Origin of the sequence: Mesorhizobium sp. M7A.F.Ca.MR.362.00.0.0 (genome assembly GCF_004023175.1) — a bacterium.
In the GTDB taxonomy this organism is placed as follows: domain Bacteria; phylum Pseudomonadota; class Alphaproteobacteria; order Rhizobiales; family Rhizobiaceae; genus Mesorhizobium.
Genome location: NZ_RZTF01001291.1, coordinates 1 through 206 on the forward strand (window position 1 = coordinate 1; position 206 = coordinate 206).

The following is a 206-nucleotide window of genomic DNA, read 5'->3' on the forward strand; positions in this document are numbered from 1 at the left end:
AAGAAGGCCGACAAGCAAGCCGTTGGCGATCCCGAGCGCGCCCTCTCTCACCACCAAGTGCAGCTTCGGTCGTTTGTCCACATCCCCCAGCGCAAGGCCACGCAGCGTCATAGCCAGTGCTTGGCAGCCCGTGTTTCCGCTCTGCCCGGCCAAGACCGGGAGGAATGCCGCCAGCGTGACGATCTTCTCGATGGTTCCTGTGAACG

1 protein-coding gene is annotated in these 206 nt (G+C 63.1%); it reads right to left on the reverse strand.

Annotation, left to right across the window (positions count from 1 at the left end):
* A partial coding sequence (locus tag EOC06_RS39970) for a magnesium transporter (RefSeq protein ID WP_206631550.1) occupies positions 1-206 on the reverse strand: 206 nt, incomplete at both ends.